The sequence below is a fragment of the Methylomonas sp. EFPC3 genome (assembly GCF_029643245.1).
Classification (GTDB): Bacteria; Pseudomonadota; Gammaproteobacteria; order Methylococcales; family Methylomonadaceae; genus Methylomonas; species Methylomonas koyamae_B.
This window is the reverse complement of sequence record NZ_CP116398.1, coordinates 4,299,593-4,318,153: the sequence shown is the minus strand read 5'-3', so window position 1 is coordinate 4,318,153 and position 18,561 is coordinate 4,299,593. Positions and strand designations below refer to the sequence as shown.

Sequence of the window (18,561 nt, the reverse complement as noted above, 5' to 3'; positions counted from 1 at the left end):
CATGCATTTCTTAATCAAAACCAAGCTACTCCACCACATGCAGGGCAGAAGCATAAGTGGAAAACCTTTTTGCCCATCAAACTATGGGTTTTTCATAAGCCATTCGATTAGATTTTTCGATGTTTTAATCGTGAATGTTTTTGAATCCAATTCAGGATGAAGTTGCTCTACAGTGTAATCTGTAGGGCGATCTGTTTTTTCGGAGACAATCCAAGAATAGCGAGGACATTTTTCATATCCCTTCATCAGGCTTATAGGTAGTTTTCGCAAAACACCTGCAACAGCTCCATATGTCGCTCGCTGTTTGTGCTTATTTAATTTTTCAACGATTAAATCTAACGAATAATATTCCGAATTCATTACAGTAAGCCCTAATAAATATTAATTTACTTTTTGTCCAAATATCCAACCTTCAACCGTTGTTACAGACTCATCTTCCGGTAACCCGTCATCCCGTATTCCCAGAACAACTGATAACATGCCAAGTAAGCCAATTAATGCATCAAATTGGTCCTCTCCAACATCAGAATTACCAAAACCATCATCAATAGCGGACTCAATAGGTTTAATATCAAGCCCCAACTCGCTTGCTATTTTTTTTATGGCCTGCGCTTTACTAATGCGATGCTCCCTGTTCCGCTTTGACCAACCACGCCCCGCCGCTCCTAATCCAATTTGTACGCACGCATCTCCAGGATAAGTTTCAACTATAACGGCGGAATTGAATTCAGTTAATTGATCCATTTGTACATCAAAAGGCCAAATGGCTATATCAGTTTTCATGGTTCTTAACGAAGGAATCAGAATTTCACGCCATCCAGAAATTGCGGCCCGGCCGACTTGATTTCCGCCTAATGTCCAAAACAATGAGCATGCATCGTTCCGCTTCTCGCTGCCTAATTCGCAACGCCTCAACAGCTCCGTAAAACTTTCTACTTTTAACCCTTCAACAAGTTGACTGCGCTTAGTTCCACCAGAACGAAATGGATAAAATGGCCTGTATATTGATATTTCCTCAGATCGTTCAGCCAGTTTAAAAAAATCTCGCCATTGACCACTTCCCAATTCCGGCAGCACATCGATAAATTTATCAATACCAGCACGACCTGCATAGGATTTCGGGAAACCAATCGGAAAATCAAATCCCAATATAACTCCACCATCTTTGGCTTGATAAAGTTGATTCTTCACCAATTTATCGGGGCTGTTCACTTGCACAGGTGCTGACAAACGATAAGTATTGCCATCAAGGACCGCTTGGCACATCCAACGCTTGTTCGGGCTGATACTCCAATCTGAGTGAACGATTACTTTAGGTAGCATGTTTGTTTTTAAATGGTTTTTCAAAGATACAATTTAAGGCCGCAACGTGCAATTTTCGTAGGGCGTTCAATAAACGTAGCCGTATTGCGCCTCATGTCGGCCTTAAAGCATTCGGCGCATTACGCTATCGCTAATACGTATATGGACTCCTCCCGTTTTGCAAGCAAATCACTTCTGTTGGTAAAAGGTACGACTGCACACGTATATCCGGCCTTACTTGAGCATCATAGGCTCTGGCCATAATGGGCTATTCGCGCGCTGGTTCCTTATCGCCCTAACGTGCTCTTGGGCACAACTCAATAGTCAGGTTTTACCAGCGCCGGTTCGTCCGGTTGCCATCAGGGTGATGCTTCGCAATCGAGTGGATTGCTCTTTTATCTCAATCGGTTTGGGCGTGACAGTTTACTGTCAGGCCCAAGCCGATTCCCCAGCCGGCCGGTCTCGGTCCGGTTGGTAGTCGATGTTCTTGCTCAATAACGCCCAAGCAATTCGAGCGTTTTTATTGGCCAAGGCGACGGCGGCGATGTTTTTGTTACGCCGCTCGCTGAGGGTTTGCAGCCAACGGCTGCGCGGATCGTCTTTTTGCCCGGCGACTTTGAGCACGGCCCGTGCGCCGTGAATCAACAAGGTCCTCAAGTAGGCATCGCCGCGCTTGCTGATGCCCAACAGCCGTTCCTTGCCGCCACTGCTATGTTGACCTGGCGTCAAGCCCAGCCAAGCCGCCATGTCCCGTCCACGCTTGAATTGCTTGCCGTCACCCACGCCGCTGACCAGGGCTGTGGCGGTAATCGGGCCGATGCCCGGAATTTGCTGCAGACGTTTGGCGCCCGGATCGGTATCGGCTTGGCGTTGAATGCGTTTATCCAGATCTTTGACGCGCTCATCCAGGCCGATCAAATCGTCTTTTAAACCGTTGAGCAAACTTCGGAAGTGGCTGGTCAGGTGGTTGTCACCATCTTCCAATAAGCCCGGTAGCGCTTTGCGTAAGGTTTCCAGGCGTTGTCCGACGACGATGCCGTATTCGGCCAGCAAGCCGCGAATTTGATTGGCCTTCTCGGTGCGCTGACTGACCAATTGACTGCGTATGCGATGCGTGGCCTGTAGGTCTTGCTGAGCCACCGTCTTGATGGCTACGAAACGCATCGTTGGTCGCGAGACCGCTTCGCAGATCGCTTCCGCATCATTGGCGTCGTTTTTGTTCGCCTTGACATAGGGTTTGACGAATTGCGGCGCAATCAATTTGACGGTATGACCCAGTTTTTCGAGTTCTCGTCCCCAGTGGTGGGCACTGCTGCAGGCTTCCAGGCCAATCAAACACGCCGGCAAGTCCCGAAAAAACGGCAGCATTTGCTCGCGTTTAAGTTTTTTCTTCAGCACGGTCTGTTCGTGGCTATCGACCCCATGCACTTGAAACACCTGTTTTGCCAAATCAATTCCTATACGTTTAACATTCATCTCGGACTCCTCCTTCCGCTTGTCGGATAGCTTTAGTCTATCCCTCTGGCACCCGATGCCGCTAGGAGGGAGGAGTCCATCCCATTGCCCTACAAAACTGCACAAATATTAGCCGGATTCGAATATAGCGGCGGGGTTTTCTCCCGTATGCCGCGCCGAGCACCGGAGCTTTTATCGAGATCAGCCCGAAGGGGCACCGCATGGATGCGGTGCGTCGGCGGAGGGGCTGGGAAGCCCCTTCTGCCGACCCTCGATAAAAGCTACGGCGCGCAGGAAACAAGCGGCATCCGGGTGTCTTTTCTTTTGGATACTTTTCTTTGGACAAGCAAAGAAAAGTATCGCGGCTGCCGGTCCGCGAACCGGCATCAAAAAACCATCGCGACAGCGACACCAAATTTAACCCATCCACCTAACCTTCAAACTACAAACCCAAATCGCCATAAACCACGCTGGAAAACCCCACACCCCACAGCCATTCCGTTTGACCTGAATCCGCTTATCCTGCAACATGCTCCGGCCCAGATCGCTACACTATTCTGCCGGACCGGAACTCGAATCCACAGACCAACGCCGCGCCAAGACCGGATGGGGAACACAGGCCATGACCATCAAACCGCTAGAGCCGTCGCAACTCTATAAACCGTGCCAGCTGGAGCAGTTCAGCTTTACCACCACCGACGAACTGGACGATGTCGATACGCTGCTGGGGCAGGACCGGGCCGTGGCCGCGATCAAGTTCGGCCCGCGCATCGACAAGAGCGGTTACAACATCTTCGCGCTGGCGCCGGACGGCACCGGTAAAATGACCACGATCAAACAACTGGCCGAGCACGAGGCCTGCCGGCAACCGCCGCCGGCGGATTGGTGTTACGTGCATAACTTCAGCCAGCCGGCCAAGCCGAAGGCGATCCGGCTGGAGCCCGGCGAGGGCAAGGGCTTTCAGGACGATATGGCCGAGTTGATCGACGAACTCAGCGTCGGCATCCCGGCCGCCTTCGACGGCGACGAGTACCGCTCGCGCGCCGGCGAGCTGGAAAACGAATCGCGCCAACGCGAGCAGGAAGCCATCAACCAGTTGCGCGAGGAAGCCGAACAAGCCCACATCATTTTCACCGAGGCCCCGAACGGCTACGCCTTCCTGCCGGCCGACGACAACAACGAACCCTACACCCCTGACCAATTCAACAAGCTGGACAAGGAGCGCCAGCATCAATTTCACGACACGGTGTTGGATTTGCAGGAAAAGGTGCAGGATGCGCTGAAGAAATTTCCGCAATGGCGCAAGCAAACCAAACGCAAGATCCAGGCCTTGAACCGGGAAGTCGCCGAATTGGCCGTGCACCATTCCATCGACGAATTGAAGCAAAAATACGCCAAAAACCAGGCGGTGCAGGACTATCTGAGCGCGGTGCAGCAGGACATCATCGACCATGTCCGCGACTTCATGCCGCATAGCGAGAAGGTGCTTTCATTCATGGAATTGCCGCAGGAACCGGCGCCGTTCAAGCGCTACCGGGTCAACCTGATGGTGAGCCTGAACCACAAACGCTGCGCGCCGGTGGTGTGCGAAGATTTGCCCAATTACGCCAACCTGCTCGGCCGCATCGACCATCAGGCGCAAATGGGCTCGCTGGTCACCGACTTCACGATGATCAAGCCCGGCGCGTTTCACAAGGCCAACGGCGGCTATCTGATCCTGGACGCCCGCAAGTTGCTGTTGCAACCCTACGCCTGGGAAACCCTGAAACGCACGCTGCAAGCCGGCGAGATCCGCATCGAATCGCTGGAGCGGGCACTGAGCCTGATCAGCACCACCTCGTTGGAACCGGAGCCGATTCCGCTAGATGTCAAGGTTTTGCTGCTGGGCGAGCCGATGCTGTATTACCTGCTGAATTTCTACGATCCGGAATTCGCCGATTATTTCAAGGTTGCCGCCGACTTTGCCAGCCATATCGACCGCGAACACAACACACTGGAATACGCCCGCCTGCTGGCCACCATCGCCCGCCGCGAAAAACTGCGGCCGTTGAGCCGGTCGGCCGTGGCGCGCATCATCGAACACAGCGCGCGGCTGGCCGACGACTCGGAAAAGCTGCTGACTCATCTGCGCAGCATCCGCGACCTGTTGGCCGAGGCCGACTATTGGGCCGCCGAAAACGGCCATACCGCGATCGCCAACAGCGACGTGCAGCAAGCCATCGACCAGAAAAACCACCGGCTGGACCAATTGCGCGAGCGGCTGTACGAAACCATCCGCCGCGGCACGATCATGATCGCCACCGAAGGCCGCGTCGCCGGCCAGATCAACGGCCTATCGGTGTTGCAACTGGGCGAGTTCAGCTTCGGCCAGCCGTCGCGGATCACGGCGACGACGCGGATGGGCAGCGGCAAGGTGGTCGACATCGAACGCGAAACCGAATTGGGCGGCGCGATCCATTCCAAGGGCGTGCTGATATTGTCCAGCTTCATCGCCGCCCGTTACGCCCGTAACAGCCCGTTCTCGCTATCGGCCAGCCTGGTGTTCGAGCAGTCCTACGGCCACGTCGAAGGCGACAGCGCGTCGCTGGCGGAGTTGTGCGCGATCCTGTCGTCTTTGGCGCAAGTGCCGCTGCGCCAGGATCTGGGGATGACCGGTTCCGTCAACCAACTCGGCCAGGTGCAACCGATTGGCGGCGTCAACGAAAAAATCGAAGGCTTTTTCGACATCTGCGCCGCCCGCGGTCTGAGCGGCAGCCAGGGCGTGATCATTCCGGCCAGTAACGTGCCGCATCTGATGCTGCGCTGGGACGTGGTCCACGCCGCCCAGGCCGGGCAATTTCATATCTATCCGGTCACGACGGTCGACGAAGCGATGGAATTGTTGAGCGGCATCGAAGTCGGCACCGCCGACGCCAGCGGCGCCTATCCGCCCGACTCGTTCAACGGCCGCATCGACGCCCAATTAAAGCAATTCACCAATACGATCAAAGAGTTCGGCAGCAAAGGCGACGGCAAATAGTTTACGGGCCGCACCGACCCGGTCAGAGCGAAGGGGTATCGCCTTCGATCGTTTCCGCCGGCAACTCAGCAACCACCTCCGGCAACCGACGAGATAGGCCGGCCAATAGCGAATCAATCGATCCGCTAAGATTCCACGCTCCCCTTCGTGAAAATGAAGCTACCAACGCTGAATCAACGCCGGCCGCCGGCGCTCTTCATCAGTGCATCGTATATCGGCGAGGTTTTCAACCAGCCGGCAATCAGCAGCGCCATGAAACAAGCGACGAACAAGGGCAGGATCAGCGCATAATTGCCGGTCAATTCAATAATCAGCACAATCGCCGTCAGCGGCGCCTGCACCACGCCGGTAAAAAACGCGGCCATACCGACCGTTGCAAACAGGCGCGGATCGACCGGGTTGTCCAACAATGGACCGATAAGCAAACTGAAAGCCCAGCCCAGCAAGGCCCCCAGCGCCAATACCGGCATGAAGATGCCGCCGGCGGCGCCGGAGTTTGCGCTGGCTACGGTCAAACCGAAACGAATCGACCAATAGGCCAGGACAATCTGCAAGGCAAACCCGTCCCGGTTCAGCAGTTGGTCGATCAAGGCCTGGCCGCCGCCCAGCAGCAAAGGACTACGGAACGCCGTGAACGTCACCAGCCCGGCCAGCATGGCCCACCACAGCCAGCGCCGCCAACCGCGCAGATCGGCCAGCGAGCGGCCGCGCAGCATCAGGTAATTGAATAATGCGCCGAACAGCCCGGCGCAAACGCCCAGCGGCAAAAATGCACTGAGTTGGGTTAAGGCCGGTGCGGGGGTGAACGGAATCTGGAACGTCGCGTCCTGGCCCAACAACGCTCGGCATACCATATCGGCGGACAAACAAGCCACGGCCGCCACGAAAAATTCCAACGTAGAACAACGCCTGTCCAATTCTTCCAAAACGAAGGTCAGACCGGATAACGGCGCATTGAAAGCGGCTGCCAAACCGGCGCCGCCGCCGGCTGCCAACAAAATGGCGGAGTCCCGCGGGCTTCTCCCCGACCCAAGTTGGGACAAGCCCTGCCCTATTGCCGCCCCCATCTGCACGCTGGGGCCGCCTCTCCCCAAAATCAGGCCGGCGCTGTTGCCCAGCCAGGTACTGAAGAATTTGACAAATAGAATACGAACCCAACGCAGCCGCCGGTTAGCTGCCAAATCCGCTTTCAATTGGGGGACGCCGCTGCCGGCCGTTTCCGGCGCCAGCAAACTTACCGTGCCGGCGGCAACGGCGATTGCGGCCAAAGCGATACCGAACAGAACGACGATACCCAACTCGTGCCGGCCTGCAACGTGGGCCAGGAATTGCTGACGGTAGGCTTCACCGCCATCCAGAGACAAGCGAAAACAGACCGCAATGAAACCGGCGCCTACCCCCACCGCCAGGGCCTGCGGCAGCATGCGGTGTCGATGCGCATCGGCCACACCGATCGTTTGTCGGTTTGAATGTTCGATACGCCCTCCCAATTTAAGTCGATTGACATGCCGGCCGATTCTAACGAACCCGCTAATTTTGAGGCAAACAATGTTTGCCTCAAAATATCAACCGGACACACGCCAAGCGCCATCCAATTGATTTTTATAAACTAATCCGGAAACTCGGGGTTGCGATAACGATATTGGTTGGCTATGAACCGGCTGACGGGGACTACCGACTCAAGCCGAATGTTTAACGAAAACAGCCAGCTCGTGCAGAGTGATCCCGGTGGCGTCGGCGGCCGCGCCCAGATTTTCCAGCGGCGCCTGTACCCGATTCACCCAGAAAGTCGGATAACCGAAGGCTTTGGCCCCGGCCGCATCCCAGCCGCCGAACGCGGCGAAGGCGATTTGTGCGCGCGGCAGTTCGAAGGCGTCTACTCCCATTTGATAGGCGCGCGGGTCCGGTTTGAAGGCGCGGACCCGGTCGGTGCTCAGATGCGCTTCGAAAATCCCCTCCAGGCCGGCATGCTTGACGCAGGCGTCCAGCATCGCTGCCGTGAAATTGGATAAAAACGCCAGCCGCAGGCCGGCGGCCTTCATTTGCAGCAAGGCCTCTTTCGCATCCGGCCAAGGTTCCAACCTCAGAAAGCTTTGCAACAAGCGGTCGCGTTTTTCGCCGCTTACATCCAGATGATGTTGGCGGACCGCAAAGTCCAAGGCTTCCGCGGTGACTTGCCAAAAATCGGCGTAATTCCCCATCAGGGTCCGTAGCCACGTGTATTCGAACTGGCGGGTACGCCAGGTTTGCGCCAGGGCCTGACCTTGGCCGGGAAACAGGCTTTCGGCCAAGACCGCGATCGGCCGCGGATCGAACACGGTAAAGCCGTCGAAGGCGACGGCTTTAATCCCGGTCGCCGCTTCGGCCCGGACCGGGTTCGGCAACATCAGGCCGGCGGCAACGCTACCGGAAACAGTCAGAAATTCGCGGCGGTTCATCGGCATTGCAGTTCTCCAAAATCACAATTTAAAAGGCCCTTATATACCGGTTCGCCTTTATGCCATTGGCTAGGGCGACCGAAAAGCAACATCGCATAAGGCTGCGGCAGGCTCAGGCTTTATGCCGCAGAAGGTACCAACGGAATACCAGCGATAACCGGAGCCTTTTAAAAAAACGATTTCAGATATGTCCGTCAAGCAGCAAGCACCCGTCTAACCTAACACCGGTTCGGCACACAGTCATTGTCCCGAATGAATTTGACGTTTTTGTGATCAGCCGACCGCCGCCAAGCGCCCGATTTTCTGCAGCGCCCGCCCGCCGAAATTGCGGTATTTACCGCTGGCAGACGCGATCGCCGATAACGACCGGGCAACGGCCAAGCCCAGCCTGGACCTAATCGACCAAATCTCACGGAGTTATCACGCCGCCGCGAAACTTTCGTGAATGGCGCTAACACGGCGCTTGGCCGATAATCGGCGTTATTTTGAACCAAGCCACCGCCGATGCCGCCCACCAAACACCTATTATTGGTTGAAGACGATCCCGACATCGCCGGGCTGCTGGCCGCCAATCTGCGCGACGAAGGCTACGATGTGGACTTGGCGGCCGACGGCGACGCGGCGCTGACGGCAATCGCCGGCAAGCCTTACGACTTGTTGTTATTGGACGTGATGCTGCCCGGCGTCGATGGCCTGGAAATTTGCCGGCGGGTGCGGGCCGAGCCGGTGTATACCCCAATCATCATCGTCAGTTCCAAATCCAGCGAGGTGCAGCGCGTAGTCGGCCTGGAAATGGGCGCCGACGACTACATCGTCAAGCCGTTCGCCTTGGCCGAGGTGGTCGCCCGAGTTCGCGCGCTGTTGCGCCGAGTCGAAGCCTTGAGCCGGCCGGCCGCCGAGCAAACCGATGCCGTCATCGTCGGCCACGGCTTGCGGATCGATGCGCAAAGCCGCACGGTGCTATTGGACGGCCAGCCGCTGGCGCTGACCGCCCGCGAATTCGACTTGCTGCATTTTTTCGCTCGCCATCCCGGCCGGATGTTCACCCGGCTGGAACTGCTGAATCAGGTCTGGGGCTACAGCCACGACGGCTACGAACATACCGTCAATTCCCACATCAATCGGCTGCGCGCCAAAATCGAGACCGATCCGGCCAAACCGGCGCGAATCCTGACGGTATGGGGCGTCGGCTACAAATTCGCCGGTCCTGACGACCTCGGCGCATGACGCTCAGTTTCCAAAGCCGCATCGCCTTACTGTTTGCCGCTCTGTTCGTCGCGGTGCAAGCCTTGACGGTGGCCTGCATTTACGTCGCGGTGCGGGACAATCTGCTACGCCAGCTTGATCAGGATTTGCGCTACGCCGAACAAGCTTTCCGCCAGTTGCTGGTCGAGCGCGCCGAACGGGTGGCCGGCGAGACCGGCTTGCTGGTCGCCGATTTCGGCTTCCGCAGCACAGTGACCGGCGGCGATCCGGCCACGATCGCCTCGGCGCTGGAAAACCTGCTGCTGCGCGTCCGTGCCCGGCGCGGATTTTTCATCGATCCGCAATTCAACGTCGTCGCCGACAGCGCCGGCCAATGGCAGGGCCGGCCGTTTCCCTATCCGCAAGCCTTGGCGCGTGCCGACGGCAACAACCCGGCGGTGTGGTTCGCCGTCACGGACGGCCGCTTGCAGGAATGGGCATTAGTGCCGGTGCTGGCGCCGCTGCCGGTAGGTTGGGTGGCGGTGGCGCAGGCGGTCGACGAGCCGCGCATCGCCCAGTTTCGGCAGAATTCGCTATTGCCGCTGCAAATCGGCTTGGCCGAGCTGAATGCCGACGGCGGCCGCTTGTTGGCCGGCTCCGCGCCGGACGCGGCCCTGGCTTTGCTGAACAGCGGCGCCGACCGGACGCTGGCGGCCACGGTCGATACCGCTCAGGGCCGTTATCTCGGCCGCATCCTGCCCTTGCCGGCCGCCGACCCGACGCAAGGCATCGTTGCCTTACTGCAAATCAAGTTCACCGACGCTTTCGCCGGTTATCGCCGGATGCTGTTGCTGGCGGCCGGGGTGTTGGTGCTCGGCCTGTTGGCGACGCTGGCCGGCAGCGTCGTGATCGCCCGTAATCTGTCGCGGCCGCTACGGGCCTTGGCCGGGGCCGGCGAACGGGTAGTCAACGGCGACTTCGCGTCTTCTGCGCTGACCGGCCGGAGCGACGAACTGGGCCGGCTGGCCGACACCTTCGTGCGCGCCGCGCAACTGGCCGGCCAATTGGGCGAATTGCGCCAGAAAGACCAGGAACGGCGCGAGCTGGTGGCGACCATGTCACACGATTTGCGCACGCCGCTGGCCGCGTTGCGCGGCTTTCTGGAAACGATGCAGCGCAAGGCCGATATCTTGCCGGCCAACGAGCAGCGGCATTTCCTGGACACCGCGTTGCGCCAGACCGAAAAAGTCAGCCGGCTGGCGCAGGAATTGTTCGAACTAGCCAAGCTGGAATGCGACGATGCCAGCTTGAATCCGGAGCCGTTCAATCTGGCCGAATTGCTGCAAGATGTAGCGCAAAAATACCGCTTGCAGGCCGAGCAGCGTGGCGTGACCTTACGGGCCGAATTGCGCCCGGCGCTACCGGCGGTCGTCGCCGACATCGGCCTGATCGAACGCCTGCTGACCAATCTGATCGACAACGCGCTGCGCCATACGCCATCCGGTGGTGCGGTAAGGCTGGACGCCTGGCCGGCGGACGGCCGCGTCGCCGTCTCGGTTGCCGATACCGGTATCGGAATTTCCCCGGAATACTTGCCGACCTTGTGCGATTGGGACTCGCCGCTGGCCCGGCGCGCCCGCGCCGACGGCGGCGGCTTCGGCTTAATCGTGGTCGGCAAGATCGCCCAATTGCACGGCAGCCGCTTGGACGTGGACAGTACGCTCGGCGTCGGCAGCGAATTTCGCTTCGATTTGCCGCTGGCGGATATGGCGCGCGACGCCGGCGGCAAACCCTAAATCGGCGACGTTTTCCGTGATCCGGCTGTCCTCGATTATCTCAACGCCGCCCAATTGGAACAGCGGGGTTTCATCGCGGCTGAAACTGTCGTTGGCCTTACTCGCTGTTACCGGCTTGCCAATCTGCCAAGCCGACGACGGCCAATTTCCGGAATTGACCTGGCACGGCCTGCTGGACCTGCGCTACCAGCACAGCGACGCCGCGCCCGGCGAGCTGGAACACGGCCTGGGCAAATTGCGGGCCGGCGGCGAGCACGACCGCTGGCGGGTCAACGAAGCCGCCGCTACCTTGCAGGTGCGCTTGGACTGGGACTGGATGGTCAATGCCACCGTCAAATACGCCGACCGCCAATCGGCACCGCTGGATTTGACCGAGGCCTATTTGGCCTACCGGCCGGTCGGCGCCGCCGGCTGGCGTTTCGCCGGCAGGTTGGGCATGTTCTTTCCGCCGATTTCGCTGGAGAACACCGGCACTGCCTGGAGCAGCCCTTACACCTTGAGTTCGTCGACCATCAACGCCTGGGTCGGCCAGGAATTACACGCCTTCGGCGGCGAGCTGCGCCTGGATTACCAAACCGAGGCCGGCGACAGACTGGGCGTGTTCGGCGCCGGGCTGGCCAACAACGACACCGCCGGCCTGATGCTGGCCTGGCGCGGCTGGAGTCTGCACGACTTCGAATCGACCTTGACCGGCCGCCTGCGCCTGCCGGACGGCATCGGCATTCCGGCCTTGTTTCCAAAGCAGGCGAACGCCAGCCAAACCTTCGTCGAAGTCGACGGCCGGCCCGGCTTTTACGCCGGCATCGCCGCCGAACGGCCACAGCGCTACACACTGCGGGCTTTGTATTACGACAACAACGCCGACCCGGCGGCGCTGTCGGCCGGCCAATACGGCTGGCACACCCGTTTCTGGAGCCTGGGCGCCAAGGCCGAATTGCCGTGGGAAATCACGCTGATCAGTCAAGGGATGCGCGGACGTACCAGCATGGGCGACTTGATCGACGACTTGCACGCGGTCGATGTCGGCTTTTGGTCGGCGAGCTGGCTACTGAGCCGGCCTTTGGGCGACGGCCGCTTCAGCGTGCGCTACGAGCGCTTCGGCAGCGACGAACGCGACTACCTGCCGCAAGACCGCAACGGCGAACACGGCCAGGCCTGGACCGTCAATTACAACCTGACCTTCGCTCAGCGCCATCAATTCAACCTCGAATTCAGCCGCATTTTCAGCGCCCTTCCGGCCCGATTGGAGCGCGGCGAAGCGGCATATCAGGAGGAGACGCTGTGGCAAGTCGGCTACCGGCTGTTTTTTTAACGGCGTGGGCCTCGGTGGCGCCGGCCGCGGAATTGGCCGGCACAGCCGAAGCCGGCGGCCTGCCACTGGCCAATCTGGTGGTGGCGGCACAGGCGCTGGACGAAGCCGGCCGGGTCAAGGCCGCGCCGCCGCCGGCAGCGATGGCGCTGGACCAGAAAAGCCGCGAATTCATCCCCCACGTGTTGGCGGTGCGTAGCGGCACGCCGGTGTATTTTCCGAACAGCGATGCCATCAAGCACCACGTCTATTCGTTCTCGCCGGCCAAGCGCTTCGAAATCAAGTTATACAGCGGCGTGCCGCCCGAGCCGGTGGTATTCGGTCAACCCGGCATCGTCGCACTGGGCTGCAACATTCACGATTGGATGCTGGGTTACGTCTACGTCAGCGACGCGGATTATCTGGCGGTTTCCGATAACGACGGCCGCTGGAGCTTGGACTTGCCGAACGGCCGCTACCGCCTGACCTTCTGGCATCCGGACGCCGCCGAACAGCCGGCCGATCAGGTAGTGACCTTGCCGTCCGCCGAATTGCGTGTATCGCTGGAATTGAAAATGCGCTTTCAGACCGGCAAACCACCGGCCAGCCTGCAAAATCAAGGCTATGGCGATGGGTTTTGACGCGTCGCATCGCCAAGCCGGCGTATAAATCCAGACTTGCACGCCAAGCCGGAAGCAACCGACAGCAAATAGCCGTACCGGGAGATCGTTGCCTCGCCGCCAAGTCCGTCAGCCCGACCTCAGCAGCATATCGCCGAACCGCGAACTGCCTTGGTTCGAGCGCGAATGGGGCGAACCGGAGTACAAATCGAGATTTGTACTCCAAGCCAACCCAAGCTGGCGGCGAAAAACCGAAGGGGGAAAACGCTTTCCCGCCGCCAACTCGGCCAGTCCGATCTTTAGCTCCTCATCGCGGCTAGAAAACGAACCGCCCGCCTCACGCCGACAAAGCAGAAGCCGGCGCGCGCCGCCGCAGCCAACCGAACAACGGCAACACGCTGCCGAACAACCACGCTGCCGCCGGTACCGGCACTTGCGACACCGCCGTGATTTGCAGCAACGGTGTGTTGGCGCCGGGCAGGTCGGTAAAGTTGTAACCGGCCGCGGTCGGCAAGCCGGCGTAGACGGAGAAGTCGTGGTTGGCTTGAATCGTGCCGTTTTGCGCCGGGCTGTCTAATGCGTTCGAGCCGACCAGAAAGGCCGCGCCAGTGGTGCCGTCCAGTTCGGTGCCGGCATCCCAAATACTGCTGCCGTTCTCGACGAAGGTGCCACCGGTGAAATGGCCTTGGGCGTCGAACAATTCGATTTCGGTTGGCGAATCGTTACCGACAAACCGATCGTTGGACGGTACTACCATCGCGAAGTAGCTCAGATAACGGTTTTTTACTGGATCCAGATTCAAGGTAACGCTGCCGCTGCCGCCGGGCAGGAAGATGCCGGGGCCGAAAGCGTTGACCGACGCCGTCACCGTCGCGCTGGTGCCGCCGGCCGCCGCCGCGCTGCTGGCCGCGAACGCCGAGGACAAGCCGCCGCCGTTGCCCAATTCGGCGATCGCTTCGATGGCCGAAGAGGCGGTCGTGCCGACATCGAAGGCATCGAACGAACCGTCGTGCAAGGCAATAAAGAACGGACTCAAGGCCGGCCCGTTGGCTGCGGACAAATTGCTGAAACTCAAGGTAACTTGCGCCGCCTCGGCCGAACTCAACGGCGCCGCGCCGGCCGCCAACAACAGCGCCGACAGCGCGAAAGCATGGTTTTTCTGCATCGTGATTCTCCTGAATGTGAATGCCAAATGGCGCGGCCATTGTGCAAACGGAAACATCACGAAATCCTCACGGGGCAGTCAAATCGGCGTGAGATGTGGAGCTGTCAGTCTTCAATTGCAGCTATAGGGTGGGCAAATTTGCCCACCGCTTCAATCCGCGTGGGCACAAAACCGTGCCCACCCTACCGGACCATACCCCATTTTGAAGGGCTGATCGATCCTGGAAAGCAGTCGCAGGGAAAATTCCGTTCCCGATGTGCGGCATACACAAACTGTGCAAGATACACTACCATGAGGTTAATATATTGAGCTACATAAAATGAGATCAACATTATGAGTAAAAATTATTTATTGGAAGACCGGCGTACTAACTGTCTATCTTGTATTTACACAACAACTGTTAATGAGTATTTGACTCTTGTTGAAAGTGTTTATTCAGACCGAGGTGGACTAGCTGGCCAGAGGGCTCCGCTGAAAACCAAAACGGGGATAAGAATAAGAAATCGTATGGTAAACGACATAAAAGTTGGCGCTATTCTCCCTCCAATGGTTATAGGTGCGGTACTTACTGAAAGTCAATTCAGTACTGCTAAAAATATTCAGTCAGATGAAGACATGAGTGATTTCATCAATAAAGTCAATAAGGATGATCTTTCGATCATTGACGGCATGCAAAGAACCACTGCAATTTTGGAGGCTAATAAAGACGGCCAAATTTCCAGTCATCCTATCAGAATCGAAATCTGGCTCTCAAGTCATATAGATGAGCTCATATATCGAATGCTTGTTCTAAATACTGGGCAGGTTCCTTGGGATATGAAACGTCAACTTGAAACAATCTACAAACCAATTCTAACGGAAATTGAAAAGGAGGTTCCGAACATAAATATCCTTTTTATTGACGAAAAAGAGCGTAGAAATCGAACCGATGCTGGCCAATATTTAAGCGAACGATTAATCGAATATTTCCTAGCGTTTTCGTCGCGTAAGACTGACGTTGACATTAAAGAACGAGTAGCCGAGGATTTTGCAAGAATGGATGCCACCGAGGCGACAGCAAGCAAATCATTTTTACCTAGGTTTATAAGTTCGTTAAAAAACATGGCGAAACTAGATGAAGCTTTCACCAAACTCACAAGCTCAGCAAATTCGATTGGTGAAAGATTTGAATCCGGTCGGGATATATTTGCTAGCGCACCTGCGGGTATTGGGTTCATTGCGGCTGCTTCAGTCTATATTTTTGGGCCTCCAGGGTTTTCCTATGATGACAACGATGCTGACAATAAGACAAATACACTTTCTACTAATATAGAAAACTTGGTGAATGTTCTAAATCAAAAGAATTTAGCTGAACTTGATTCATTTCTTGAATTGTCTTTTTTGAACGAAAAGCTTAGTCGAAGAAGCGGTAAAATCGGCGAATTTGAAAGAGATTTTTTCTTCAAAGCTTTTTCGACATTATTTTCTTACGCAGACAGACTTACATCAATGGAACCTTGTTGGGCGGCTAAATAATGAGTAGAGGCCTAATTCAATATAGCAGAAACATTTTCAACCTCCTTTCAGATGGTTTGAGCGTTTCTAATATTGATAACATGAAAATATTAAAAAACAAAAATAAATCAGCTTTTTGCGAGGAGTTAAAAATATTTCGTAACGCATCAAGACTAGAAGTAGACTACATCTTACATAACGTAAAAATTGGCAGGTTTTTATATGAAAACATCGAATATTTAGTACTAACCCAAATAAATAAAACCAACCCGAGTTATGAAGAAATATCGAGACACTTAGAGTCTTTAGGCATAGTTGAGCAAGAAGTTAATGCTGGACTATTTTTAGTAATAGCTACCGAAGCCAATTTACAAAGAATTTCACCATTAGATTTACGAGAGCTAGACGAAATATTTTTTGATGAATATGATGAAAATTATCAAGGACATGATTTTTATGATCTAATAAAATTTATCGAGATCTTTGCGATATTTAAAATAGATGCCAATAGCATTTATAGCGGTAGAAATTACATTGAAACAGGTTACTTTATTTGCTCTCAATTCCAAGAATTTATTAAGCTACCGATGCAACCCCTGATTAGTGATTATATTTCCATGCTGCAGGAGGACTCCCCAGTTCTAAAGGAAAACATTTTCTTATCGCTAACCGCAACGCATTATAAGCATGCATTTATTGAGCTATATCGATGCATTGAGGTTTTATATGTTATGCCGCGCAGCATAATGTTAAAAAATAAATTATCTTATTCAAACCCAGCTTATGAATTAGCAAGACATTGTATCGATGAGCTTGGGTGGCGAAAGCGTGAGGAAGATTCGCTATGCAGAATATTCAAAGATATCGATGAGAAAATAATTGAGACCAGTGGTATTCAGAGCGTTAGTTTTGCTGAAAACAGCTGGTCGTTTGATGGCACCGATGATCAGAAGAAATCTCACGAAGCATTGGCTATAAAGATTTACAGAATACGAAATCAACTTGTTCATCAACTCTATCCAAATAACGAACTTAAAATAATGGATTCTGACTGGAATCCCCTCATTAAACTTTTGCTGAATGTTACTAAGGATGCTTATCGTGTTTACCAAGCTGAACTACCTCAAAAATTTTCCTAAAATAGATCGCTCCGATTAGCGGTAGCCTAATCGGAGGCATGTTGACCTCGAAACAACCAACTCGCCTCCCGCTTCAAGCGCTACACTATCAAATCGACGAAGCTTCTGACCTTCGGGAAAGACCGGGGTCAGGTCTAGCATTCGAGCAACTTCTGCAGCAGCCGTAGGGTGGGTACAAAACCGTGCCAACCGGGCTTACTCGCTCCGAAGCACAAGTTTTTTAAGAGCCCGCAGTAAATAGTCCGGTATCAACTATATTAAAACCACCTTTAAAATTAACCCGGACCAATCGACCATGACCAAAAGAATTCTGTATTTTTTAACGCCTAGCGAAAACATCAGCCCATTCGATGTCACCATTGCTGCTGATGCCGGCTTCGATATGGTGGTGCCGTTTACCAAAGTCGAACCTAAGCAAGTATCGGCAATGGTTCAAGACGCCATTTTTTGTCGCCCACCCAACCGCTTTAACGACACCGGCATTTTCATCGGCGGACGCGATGTGCATATGGCGACCGACATGTTTCAGAATGCCAAAAATGCCATGGTCGGACCTTTCAAGGTTGGCGTATTCGCCGATCCGAATGGCGCGTATACCACGTCCGCAAGTATTGTCGCCTTGATCGAACAGGTTCTGAACGACAAGACCGGCCAAGGCTTGTCGGGAAAGAAAGTGGCCGTATTCGGCACGGGGCCGGTTGGTCTTTGCACAGCTATATTGGCTACGCAACAGGGCGCAAAGGTAAAACTGTGCCAACTGGTTGCCGACGACGACGAAAGATCGGCGCAACGCTTTTGCGAACGCTACAACGCTCAAGTCGAATGGGTGTCCGCGCAGACTAACGACGAAAAAGACATCGTGGTCCGGGAAGCCGAAATCATTATTAGTGCAGTAAGAGCCGGGGTGCGCATTTTGGAGAACTCCTTGGCGCATGCCAAGAACCTGATCCTGGCAGCCGATACCAATGCGGTGCCACCTAGCGGAGTGGCCGGCATCGGTCTTAACGACCTTGGTGTCGTCGCGGAGGTATCCGGCACCCGTTTTTTGAGCATAGGCCCGATGGCTATCGGTAATTTGAAATATAAAACCCAGTTTGGTTTATATGAGCAAATCCAAAAAAACAGTACCGCGGCCTTAATCGATTTCCCCGAAGCGTATGAATTTGCGCTATCGGTATTAAAACAGCAAGCGGCCAAGCCGGAAAAATCGATTTAAATCGTCAGTTAAATTATTTGGCGGCTTACCCTGACCGGCAGAGGTTCGCCGTTCGCAAAAGACCGGGGGCAGGTCCAGCATTAGCAACTTATGCAACGCAATAAAGCCCGCACCCCACATAGGTTGCGCCGAGCCAGCGGCGAGGCGCAACGGTCGCAAACGATGTGCCTGACGGAGTCATCCTATCGCACAGGAAAATAACCCGAGAACGCAGATCGTCCATCACTGCGACCAAAACACCTGAACCCACTGTTCGTAAAGGGCGAAATGATTGTCCGCGGACAACAAAATCAAATTTTCCTGGTAAGCACTTGCCAACAGCAACCGATCAAACGGATCGCGATGCTGCTTGCATAGCGGAATTTTGTGATAGCCAAACAGATGAGCGTTTTGGATGGACAAGAAATGTGCGATTACGCAAGCTTGTATGCCTTGAGGGGTAAA

14 protein-coding genes are annotated in these 18,561 nt (G+C 55.3%); 8 read left to right on the top strand and 6 right to left on the bottom strand.

Annotation, left to right across the window (positions count from 1 at the left end; genetic code table 11):
- Positions 1-81 precede the first annotated feature (81 nt).
- The 3 genes from PL263_RS19750 to PL263_RS19740 form a co-directional block, all read right to left on the bottom strand.
- The gene (locus PL263_RS19750; RefSeq protein WP_278210985.1) at positions 82-360 is read right to left on the bottom strand and encodes a hypothetical protein; all 279 of its coding nucleotides are present in this window, start codon (positions 358-360) and stop codon (positions 82-84) included.
- Between the two features lie 21 nt (positions 361-381).
- On the bottom strand, positions 382-1,347 hold the full coding sequence (locus PL263_RS19745; RefSeq protein ID WP_278210984.1) for a hypothetical protein: 966 nt from the start codon (positions 1,345-1,347) through the stop codon (positions 382-384).
- Between the two features lie 384 nt (positions 1,348-1,731).
- On the bottom strand, positions 1,732-2,778 hold the full coding sequence (locus tag PL263_RS19740; RefSeq protein WP_278209722.1) for an IS110 family transposase: 1,047 nt from the start codon (positions 2,776-2,778) through the stop codon (positions 1,732-1,734).
- Positions 2,779-3,379: 601 nt separating this feature from the next.
- On the opposite strand from PL263_RS19740, the gene PL263_RS19735 reads away from it, so the two are divergent.
- Entirely contained in the window at positions 3,380-5,776 is a 2,397-nt protein-coding gene (locus PL263_RS19735) for an ATP-binding protein (protein WP_278210983.1), read from the top strand.
- 173 nt (positions 5,777-5,949) lie between these two features.
- Here PL263_RS19735 and clcA read toward each other — a convergent pair whose 3' ends face one another.
- Together clcA and PL263_RS19725 are read right to left on the bottom strand one after the other, a co-directional pair.
- Positions 5,950-7,200, bottom strand: coding sequence for a H(+)/Cl(-) exchange transporter ClcA (clcA, locus tag PL263_RS19730; protein WP_278210982.1), 1,251 nt, complete (start codon positions 7,198-7,200; stop codon positions 5,950-5,952).
- Between the two features lie 255 nt (positions 7,201-7,455).
- Positions 7,456-8,220: a haloacid dehalogenase type II gene (locus tag PL263_RS19725; protein WP_278210981.1), complete on the bottom strand. Its 765-nt coding sequence runs from the start codon at positions 8,218-8,220 to the stop codon at positions 7,456-7,458.
- A 498-nt stretch (positions 8,221-8,718) separates the two neighbouring features.
- Between PL263_RS19725 and PL263_RS19720 the strand changes: the two genes are divergently transcribed.
- The 4 genes from PL263_RS19720 to PL263_RS19705 are packed head-to-tail and all read left to right on the top strand — an operon-like array spanning position 8,719 to position 13,124.
- The gene (locus tag PL263_RS19720; protein WP_278210980.1) at positions 8,719-9,441 is read left to right on the top strand and encodes a response regulator transcription factor; all 723 of its coding nucleotides are present in this window, start codon (positions 8,719-8,721) and stop codon (positions 9,439-9,441) included.
- Positions 9,438-11,195, top strand: coding sequence for a HAMP domain-containing sensor histidine kinase (locus tag PL263_RS19715; RefSeq protein ID WP_278210979.1), 1,758 nt, complete (start codon positions 9,438-9,440; stop codon positions 11,193-11,195). The genes PL263_RS19720 and PL263_RS19715 overlap by 4 nt, the downstream gene beginning before the upstream one ends.
- Positions 11,196-11,211: 16 nt before the next feature.
- Positions 11,212-12,507 carry a hypothetical protein gene (locus PL263_RS19710; RefSeq protein WP_278210978.1) on the top strand — a complete coding sequence of 432 codons (1,296 nt, stop codon included), beginning with the start codon at positions 11,212-11,214 and terminating at the stop codon, positions 12,505-12,507.
- Complete coding sequence (locus tag PL263_RS19705) at positions 12,477-13,124, top strand: methylamine utilization protein (RefSeq protein ID WP_278210977.1); 648 nt, start codon at positions 12,477-12,479, stop codon at positions 13,122-13,124. The genes PL263_RS19710 and PL263_RS19705 overlap by 31 nt, the downstream gene beginning before the upstream one ends.
- Positions 13,125-13,440: 316 nt before the next feature.
- Here the strand turns inward: PL263_RS19705 and PL263_RS19700 are convergent, their stop codons facing one another.
- Positions 13,441-14,268, bottom strand: coding sequence for a spondin domain-containing protein (locus PL263_RS19700; protein ID WP_278210976.1), 828 nt, complete (start codon positions 14,266-14,268; stop codon positions 13,441-13,443).
- Positions 14,269-14,601: 333 nt separating this feature from the next.
- Here PL263_RS19700 and PL263_RS19695 point away from each other — a divergent pair, with 333 nt between their 5' ends.
- The 3 genes from PL263_RS19695 (at position 14,602) to PL263_RS19685 (ending at position 18,117) form a co-directional block, all read left to right on the top strand.
- Complete coding sequence (locus tag PL263_RS19695) at positions 14,602-15,783, top strand: hypothetical protein (protein WP_278210975.1); 1,182 nt, start codon at positions 14,602-14,604, stop codon at positions 15,781-15,783.
- Positions 15,783-16,901 carry a hypothetical protein gene (locus PL263_RS19690; RefSeq protein ID WP_278210974.1) on the top strand — a complete coding sequence of 373 codons (1,119 nt, stop codon included), beginning with the start codon at positions 15,783-15,785 and terminating at the stop codon, positions 16,899-16,901. Before PL263_RS19695 ends, PL263_RS19690 begins: the two co-directional genes overlap by 1 nt.
- 295 nt (positions 16,902-17,196) lie before the next feature.
- The gene (locus PL263_RS19685; protein WP_278210973.1) at positions 17,197-18,117 is read left to right on the top strand and encodes an NAD(P)-dependent methylenetetrahydromethanopterin dehydrogenase; all 921 of its coding nucleotides are present in this window, start codon (positions 17,197-17,199) and stop codon (positions 18,115-18,117) included.
- Positions 18,118-18,561: the final 444 nt, after the last annotated feature.

What these genes read in the sequence shown, in the direction of transcription:
- PL263_RS19750 (WP_278210985.1), bottom strand. Translation starts at nt 360, where the DNA reads ATGAATTCGGAATATTATTCGTTAGATTTAATCGTTGAAAAATTAAAT.
- PL263_RS19740 (WP_278209722.1), bottom strand. Translation starts at nt 2,778, where the DNA reads ATGAATGTTAAACGTATAGGAATTGATTTGGCAAAACAGGTGTTTCAA.
- PL263_RS19735 (WP_278210983.1), top strand. Translation starts at nt 3,380, where the DNA reads ATGACCATCAAACCGCTAGAGCCGTCGCAACTCTATAAACCGTGCCAG.
- clcA (WP_278210982.1), bottom strand. Translation starts at nt 7,200, where the DNA reads ATGCTGCCGCAGGCCCTGGCGGTGGGGGTAGGCGCCGGTTTCATTGCG.
- PL263_RS19725 (WP_278210981.1), bottom strand. Translation starts at nt 8,220, where the DNA reads ATGCCGATGAACCGCCGCGAATTTCTGACTGTTTCCGGTAGCGTTGCC.
- PL263_RS19720 (WP_278210980.1), top strand. Translation starts at nt 8,719, where the DNA reads ATGCCGCCCACCAAACACCTATTATTGGTTGAAGACGATCCCGACATC.
- PL263_RS19715 (WP_278210979.1), top strand. Translation starts at nt 9,438, where the DNA reads ATGACGCTCAGTTTCCAAAGCCGCATCGCCTTACTGTTTGCCGCTCTG.
- PL263_RS19700 (WP_278210976.1), bottom strand. Translation starts at nt 14,268, where the DNA reads ATGCAGAAAAACCATGCTTTCGCGCTGTCGGCGCTGTTGTTGGCGGCC.
- PL263_RS19695 (WP_278210975.1), top strand. Translation starts at nt 14,602, where the DNA reads ATGAGTAAAAATTATTTATTGGAAGACCGGCGTACTAACTGTCTATCT.
- PL263_RS19690 (WP_278210974.1), top strand. Translation starts at nt 15,783, where the DNA reads ATGAGTAGAGGCCTAATTCAATATAGCAGAAACATTTTCAACCTCCTT.
- PL263_RS19685 (WP_278210973.1), top strand. Translation starts at nt 17,197, where the DNA reads ATGACCAAAAGAATTCTGTATTTTTTAACGCCTAGCGAAAACATCAGC.